The 6,881-nt window shown below is 68.7% G+C and carries 3 protein-coding genes; 2 read left to right on the top strand and 1 reads right to left on the bottom strand.

Annotated features, from left to right (window positions below; translation table 11 throughout):
- Positions 1-579: 579 nt before the first annotated feature.
- Positions 580-3,102 carry a PepSY domain-containing protein gene (locus ABGA94_RS01220; protein ID WP_375366148.1) on the top strand — a complete coding sequence of 841 codons (2,523 nt, stop codon included), beginning with the start codon at positions 580-582 and terminating at the stop codon, positions 3,100-3,102.
- Between the two features lie 92 nt (positions 3,103-3,194).
- Here the strand turns inward: ABGA94_RS01220 and ABGA94_RS01215 are convergent, their stop codons facing one another.
- Positions 3,195-5,735, bottom strand: coding sequence for a methyl-accepting chemotaxis protein (locus tag ABGA94_RS01215; RefSeq protein ID WP_111174693.1), 2,541 nt, complete (start codon positions 5,733-5,735; stop codon positions 3,195-3,197).
- A gap of 202 nt (positions 5,736-5,937) precedes the next feature.
- On the opposite strand from ABGA94_RS01215, the gene ABGA94_RS01210 reads away from it, so the two are divergent.
- Positions 5,938-6,777, top strand: coding sequence for an arylamine N-acetyltransferase (locus tag ABGA94_RS01210; protein WP_005419680.1), 840 nt, complete (start codon positions 5,938-5,940; stop codon positions 6,775-6,777).
- The last annotated feature ends 104 nt before the right edge of the window (positions 6,778-6,881 follow it).

The following is a 6,881-nucleotide window of genomic DNA, read 5'->3' as shown; positions in this document are numbered from 1 at the left end:
GGTGCGGCTGGGCAGGACACGCCGTAAACCCATCCATGGGGGCTCGATGGCGCCATCCATGGCGCCAACGGTCCTGCCCAGCCACACCGCCCCGCCTCCGACAGATTCCGGCGGCTGTTGGGTATGAATCTCCATCGAAATCAAACATTTCGAAAATTGAACGAAAAGCATCCACGCATGGCGTGGATCTACGGCAGGTCGCGAGAATCTGTCGAAGGCGGGGTGGGTCCGGTTGAGGAGACGCGAGCCGCATGGGCCCGAGGCATGCCTCGGGCGGGTTGGGCAGGACACCCAACCCCGGTCTTGCCGTGTGCGCAGGACAGCGCACACGAGCAGGCGGCGACCGAGCTACATGGACGTACTTGCAGCGTCCCTCTCAGCCGGACCCGCCCCGCCAACCCACGGAAAGCCAGCTTTTGAGGTTGACGTTGCTCCGGCTTGCAGCGGGTGCAGGGCTGCAAAGCCCTGCAACAAAACCCTCCTTGACCGTAGCCCGTCCGCCACGGAGAATTCCGCGACTAATTCTCATTTGCTGTTGCGCAGGATGCGGGCGGCAGCCTCCCGGGCCCCTCTCCTTCGATGTTCAAGAACGTCCTGTTCCAACTGCATTGGCTGCTGGGCATTACCGCCGGTGCCGTCCTGGCCGTGATGGGCCTCAGCGGCGCCGTGCTGTCCTTCGAGGACGAGCTGCTGCGCGCCGCCAATCCCGGCTTTGCCGAGATCGCCGAGCACCATGCCGACGGACAGCCTCCCCTTGCACTCAGTGAACTGGTACCGCTGCTCCAGGCCGGCAGCGAGCGCCCCCTGCAACGCCTGCGTATCGATGCCACCGGACAGCGGCCGTCGGTCGCGCGCTTTGCCGGCGGCAAGGACCACTGGGTGTACTTCGACCCGTACAGCGGTGAGCGCTTCAGCGCCCTGCGCGGCCAGGCGTTCTTCGACTTCGTCGAGGACCTGCATCGCCACCTTGCCGCGGGCGAACGCGGCAAGTGGATCACCGGCAGCTGTGCCATCGCCCTGCTGTTCTTCACCCTGTCCGGACTCTACCTGCGCTGGCCACGACGCTGGTGGCACTGGCGCAGCTGGCTGGCAGTGGAGTGGAAACGCAGCGGGCGCGGCTTCCTGTGGAGCCTGCACTCGGTCGTCGGCACCTGGGTGCTGCTGATCTACCTGATGAGTGCGCTGACCGGCCTGTGGTGGTCGTTCGACGGGTATCGCAGCGCGGCCAGCACGCTGCTGGGCGTCCCACCGGCGGCCAAGCACCAGGTTGCCACCGATGCATCGCTGGACCTGCACCGCATTGAAGCCACGCTGTACGCGCTGCCGGGCGTGCGCGCCGGCTTCATTGACCTGCGCCTGCCGGAGAAGCCCGGGCAGGCGCTGAACGTGCGGGTGATGGCCGGTGATCCGTCGCAGCGCGGCGGCCACCATGATCGTGCGCATGACCTGCTGCAGCTCGATCCGGCCAGCGGTGCGGTTCTCGATGCCCGCCCGTACGCACGCCAGGGCGCGGGCGGACAGCTGGCCACCAGCGTGTTCGCGCTGCATTCGGGCAGCTACTTCGGTGTACCCGGGCGCGTGGTGGTGATGCTCAGCAGCCTGGGCATGAGCCTGTTCTTCATCACCGGCTGGATGCTGTACCTGGACCGCCGCCGCAGCCAGCGTGCCGCGCGCGGGCTGCGCCAGGCGCTACCGATGCGGGCCAGCGACGCCGGCAACGCAGCGTGGCTGGTGGTGCATGCCAGCCAGAGCGGACTGGGCGAACAGCTGGCGTGGCGCGCGGCGGCCCAGCTGCAGGCGGCCGGCCATGCGGTGCAGGTGCTGCCGCTGGCGCGCATCGATGCCGCGCTCCTGCTGCGTGCATCGAGCGCGCTGTTCGTGCTGAGCACCTTCGGCGACGGCGAGCCGCCCGACGCCGCACGGCGCGCAGCGCGGCAGTTGCTTGCACAAGCGCTGGACCTTTCGGGCCTGCAGTTCGGCCTGCTCGCGCTGGGTGACCGCCAGTACCCGCACTACTGCGGCTTCGGCCGCCGGGTCGATGGCTGGTTGATCGGAAACGGCGCGCGTGCACTGTTCGAGCGCGTCGACGTCGATGCCGCCTCGGTCCCCGCGCTGCGCCGGTGGCAGCAGGAGCTGGGTGCGCTCACCGGCATCGTCACCGATGACAGCGTGCTGCCTGCGGCTACGCAGATGCATGAGTGGCGCCTGCTCGGCCGCGACCGCCTCAACCCTGGCAGCGTCGGCGGAGCGATCTGGCGTATCCGTCTTGCCGCACCGGCCGACGTGCAGTGGCAGGCGGGTGACATCCTGCACATCGCGCCCCGCCACAATGCGCAGCATGCCGGTGCCGTGTTGAAGGCGCATGGGCTGGATCCGCTGCAGCCCTTGCTGGTCGATGGCCATCCGCGCACGCTGCTGGCGCTGGCCAGCGAACGCGAGCTGCCCGAGGCCGATGCCGCGCTGGCAGTGCAGGATGCCTGCCTGTGGCTGGCCGGGCTGCCGCTGCTGCCCAGCCGCGAGTATTCGATCGCCTCCTGCACGGATGATGGCGTGGTGGAGCTGGTGGTGCGGCTGGTGCATGACGCCTCCGGTCGAGCCGGGCTGGGCTCGGGCTGGCTGTCGTTGCATGCGCCGATCGGTGCCGGCATCGTCGCCCGCGTGCATCGCAACCCCGGTTTCCATCGTGTCATTGGCGCGCCGATGGTGCTGATCGGCAACGGCACCGGCATCGCCGGCCTGCGCAGCCTGTTGCGCGAAGCCGCCCGTGCAGGCGAACACGGGCACTGGCTGTTGTTCGGCGAGCGCCAGCGTGCACTCGATTTCCTGTTCGCCGACGAGATCGAAGCGTGGCAGGCCGATGGCCATCTCGCGCGGGTGGACCTGGCGTTCTCGCGCGATGGCGACGGCGGTTATGTGCAGGATCGCCTGCAGGCGGCCACCGGAACGCTGCGCGACTGGATGCGGCGCGGTGCGGTGATCCATGTCTGTGGGTCGTTGCAGGGCATGGCCGAAGGCGTGGACCGGGTGCTGCGAACGGCGCTGGGCGATGAAGCGGTGGAAATGCTGCTGGAAAACGGGCGCTACCGCCGCGACGTGTATTGATTCCTGCCGCCGAACGCTGGTGTGAGCCGAGCATGGGCTCGGCTCTACAGTGTTCCTGCAGCCGATGTAGCGCCGAGCCTACGCTCGGCTGACTAGGCCGCGGCGGCGCGCGCCTGCGGCATCGACTGCAACCGGAACGCGCCCACCGCGTCGGTCAGGGCACGCACCTGGACCTGCATCTGCGCCGTGGAGGCACCGGCCTCTTCCACCAGGCTGGCGTTGCGTTGGGTACTGGCTTCCATCTGCACGATGGTCTGGTTCACCTGTGCGATGCCGGCATGCTGGTCCTGCGACGCACTGCGGATACCCGCCAGCAGCTCGGCCAGCTGCTGCACGCTGCCGACGATCTCGCCCATCGTGGTGCCGGCCTGTTCGGCCTGCTGGTTGCCCTCTCCCACACGCGCCACCGAATCCTCAATCAGGCCCTTGATCTGCTTGGCCGCCTCTGCGCTGCGTTGTGCAAGCAGGCGCACTTCCGCGGCTACCACGGCGAAACTGCGGCCCTGCTCACCGGCACGCGCCGCTTCCACCGCCGCATTCAGCGCGAGGATGTTGGTCTGGAAGGCGATGCCGTCGATCAGCTGGGTAATGTCGCCGATCCGCCGCGATGCCTCGCTGATGCCCTGCATGGTCGCCACCACCTGGCCGACAGCCTCGCCGCCGCGCTGCGCCACTGCAGCCGCACCCTTGACCAGCGCGTCGGCACGGCCTGCGGCATCAGCATTGCGACCGACCGTATCGGTCAGTTCGTGCATGGAAGCGGCGGTCTCTTCCAGGTTGGCGGCCTGCTGCTCGGTGCGCTGAGACAGATCATGATGGCCGGCAACGATCTCGCCAACGCCGGTATCGAGACTGGAGGTGGCGTGCTGGATGCGGGTGACGATGCGGCCCAGCTGCGCGACCGTCGCGTTGGCATCATCGCGCATGCGCGCGAACACGCCCTGCAGCTCACCCTCCATGCGCACGCTGAGGTCACCACGGGCCAGCGCAGCCAGCAATGCCTGCAGGTCGCCGAGGTTGGTTTCAAACGTCGCCAGCAGGCGGTTGATGCTGGTCGACAACGTGCGCACGAAGCCCTGCTTGCCCTCCAGCGCGATGCGACCGTGCAGGTCGCCGTGTGCTGCAGCATCGACCAGGGCAGCGACCTCGGTTTCCAGCAGGGTCTCCAGCGCACGACTGCGCCATTCCACCGCTACGCCGAGGAATTGCCCTTCATCGATGACGGGGTTGGCAATCAGCTGGTAACGCGTGCCGGCATGGCCGATCTCGCGCTCTTCGCGCTGGCGCACGCCGGCCAGGCTGGCCAACGCCGGATGCAGGCGTACCGCGTCGCTGCCCACCAGCGCTTCGTTCCGCAGGTCAAGCAGCTGCAGCAATGCCGGGTTGGCGTAGGCGACCTGCCCTTCCGCATCGATCACCATCAAACCGGTCTGTGCACTGTCCAATGCCTGGCGCACCCGGGTGTTGCCGCGCGCGACGGCACGCTCGGTCTCGATACGCGCGCGCAGGCGCTGCTGCATGTCGACCAGGCGCTGCGCCAGCTGGCCGATCTCGTCGTTGGCGTTGTAGACGCGCAGGGTGGTGTCCAAGCGGTCGTCAGCGATGTCGCTGGCGAAGCGCAGGGTGTCCTGGATCGGCTGGCGCACCGCACGCAGCACCAGGACCAGGCTGGTGATCAGCACGCCGGCCACCAGCAGCAGGGTCAGTGCGAACAGCACGCTCATGGTGCGCGCGCCGGCCTGCTGGCGTGCCTGCGCCCCGGCCAGCGCCGCCACCTGTGCCTGCTGGAATGCGGCCAGCGCAGGCGCTACGCCCGCGGCGGTATCCAGCAGCGACTGCGCTTCCACATCCAGGCCGACGCGGGCCGCGGTATACCCCAGCAATGCGGCCTGATACGCATCCATCCCGGTGCGCAGGGTGACCTGCGCATCCGCGGGCAGGCCCGCCAGCGCGAGATCGAACGGCAGCTTTTCTTCGCTGGCGCGGTCGGCGTGGGTGGAATCACCGTCGAGCAGCAGCAGTGCCTCCTGCCGCCGCATCTTCTGCAGGGACAACGCCAGCGCATCCCGCTGCTGCGCATCCACCTGCCCCTGCAGCGTGTGTGCAGCCTGTTGCAGCTGCGCGGCGAGGCCGGCCTCACCACGGCCCATCTCGTCGACCCGTTCGAACAGGGCGGCAACACCCTGCGAGAACGCGTCTGCAGCTTCGGTCAGCGCCTGCAGGGCCTTGCGCCGGCCGGCATCCATCGGCATCGTGCGCAGCGCCTGCAGATCGTCCTGCAGCGCCTTTTGCGTGGCCAGCAGCTGCGCGCGGTCGGCATCATCGAAACTGCGTGCATACTGGATCTGCAGGCGGCGCGCTTCGGCCACCCGCGTGGCCAGGCGCGCGGCCAGATCACTGCCGCGCTGGTAGCTGGCCTGGCTGCGCGCAGCCTGCGTGCTGGCATGCCCGGTCCAGGCATAGGCGGCGGCAATTGCGACCAGTCCCAGGCCACAGACCCACAAGGTCGCCTTGAGCTTGTTGGCTACGCTCAGCCGATGCGGTTGCAGCCACAGCAGCAGGCCGGAAGACGCCGGGCGCAGCGCCGCAAGCCGCGTGCGCAGGGACCGGAGGTGGGGGACAACGGCCGACATGACAGACTCCAGGCAGAAGGACGCACCTTTATCGGCCGGATTCAAGGCAACTTTAGAACTTTCGTCGTCCTGGCCCAGCGGTGACGGGCGGACGCGGCCTTTGTACCGGGTGCAGGCGACGCTGGCGTGACACGACCAGCGCCCTTGACCTCAACCCCGGTTGGGGGAGCACAGTGGACCTCCCCTCCCGCCCGGTGCCGCCATGACGACGCTCGATGTCCCCCGCTACCTGCAGCGCCTGCAGCTGGATGCCCCGCCACCGCTGACGCTGGCCGGGCTGACCCTGCTGCAGCAGCGTCACAACGCAGTGCTGCCGTTCGAGACCCTCAGCTGCCTGCTGCGCGATGCGGTACCGATCGACCTGGACAGCGTGCAGCGCAAGCTGCTCGACGACCGTCGTGGCGGCTACTGCTTCGAACTCAACGGCGGCCTGCTGGCGCTGCTGCAGGCGCTGGGCTTCGATGCACAGCCATTGAGCGCGCGCGTGCTGCTGGCTGCCCAGGACGGCGAACTGACCGCACGGACCCACCTGCTGCTGCGCGTGCAGGTGGACGGCGATGACTGGCTGGTGGATGCCGGTTTCGGCAGCCTGACCCCGACCGTGCCGCTGCGGCTGCATGATCCGCAACCGCAGGCCACGCCGCACGAACGCTATCTGCTGCAGCGGCTGCCCGGCGAGGGGGATTTCGTGCTGTCCGCCGAATCCGCTGACGGCTGGCGGGCGATGTACCGTTTCGACCTGCACGTGCCGGCACCGATCGACAACGTGGTGGGCAACTGGTACGTGTGCACCCATCCCGACTCCAGCTTCCCTGGCCAGCTGCGCGCGTCGCTGACCGGGCCGGACTGGCGACGCACCATCGGCAGCGGCAACTACACCGAGTACCGCCCCGGCCAGGCACCGGACAAGCGTCCGCTGCAGGATGTTGCCGACGTGCGCGACGTGCTGCAGCAAGGCTTCGGCATGCAGCTGCCGGACGACCCGCGGCTCGATCCGGCGATCAACGACTGGCTGCAGCGCTCACGCGCCGCGACCTTGTAGAGCCGAGCCCATGCTCGGCTGAGCTTGGGCGGCTGGGCCAACAGCAGCCGAGCGTGGGCTCGGCCACGCGCCCGTCGCCTGCGTCGACCGGTCCGAAGCGCCGC

It is taken from the genome of Stenotrophomonas sp. 3diitr2024 (genome assembly GCF_042136455.1).
Classification (GTDB): domain Bacteria; phylum Pseudomonadota; class Gammaproteobacteria; order Xanthomonadales; family Xanthomonadaceae; genus Stenotrophomonas; species Stenotrophomonas sepilia.
The sequence above is the reverse complement of the archived record's forward strand: the minus strand, read 5'-3'. Positions and strand labels throughout refer to the sequence as shown.

Excerpts from the sequence above, each read along its gene's own strand:
- ABGA94_RS01220 (WP_375366148.1), top strand. The coding sequence starts at position 580 with ATGTTCAAGAACGTCCTGTTCCAACTGCATTGGCTGCTGGGCATTACC.
- ABGA94_RS01210 (WP_005419680.1), top strand. The coding sequence starts at position 5,938 with ATGACGACGCTCGATGTCCCCCGCTACCTGCAGCGCCTGCAGCTGGAT.
- ABGA94_RS01215 (WP_111174693.1), bottom strand. The coding sequence starts at position 5,735 with ATGTCGGCCGTTGTCCCCCACCTCCGGTCCCTGCGCACGCGGCTTGCG.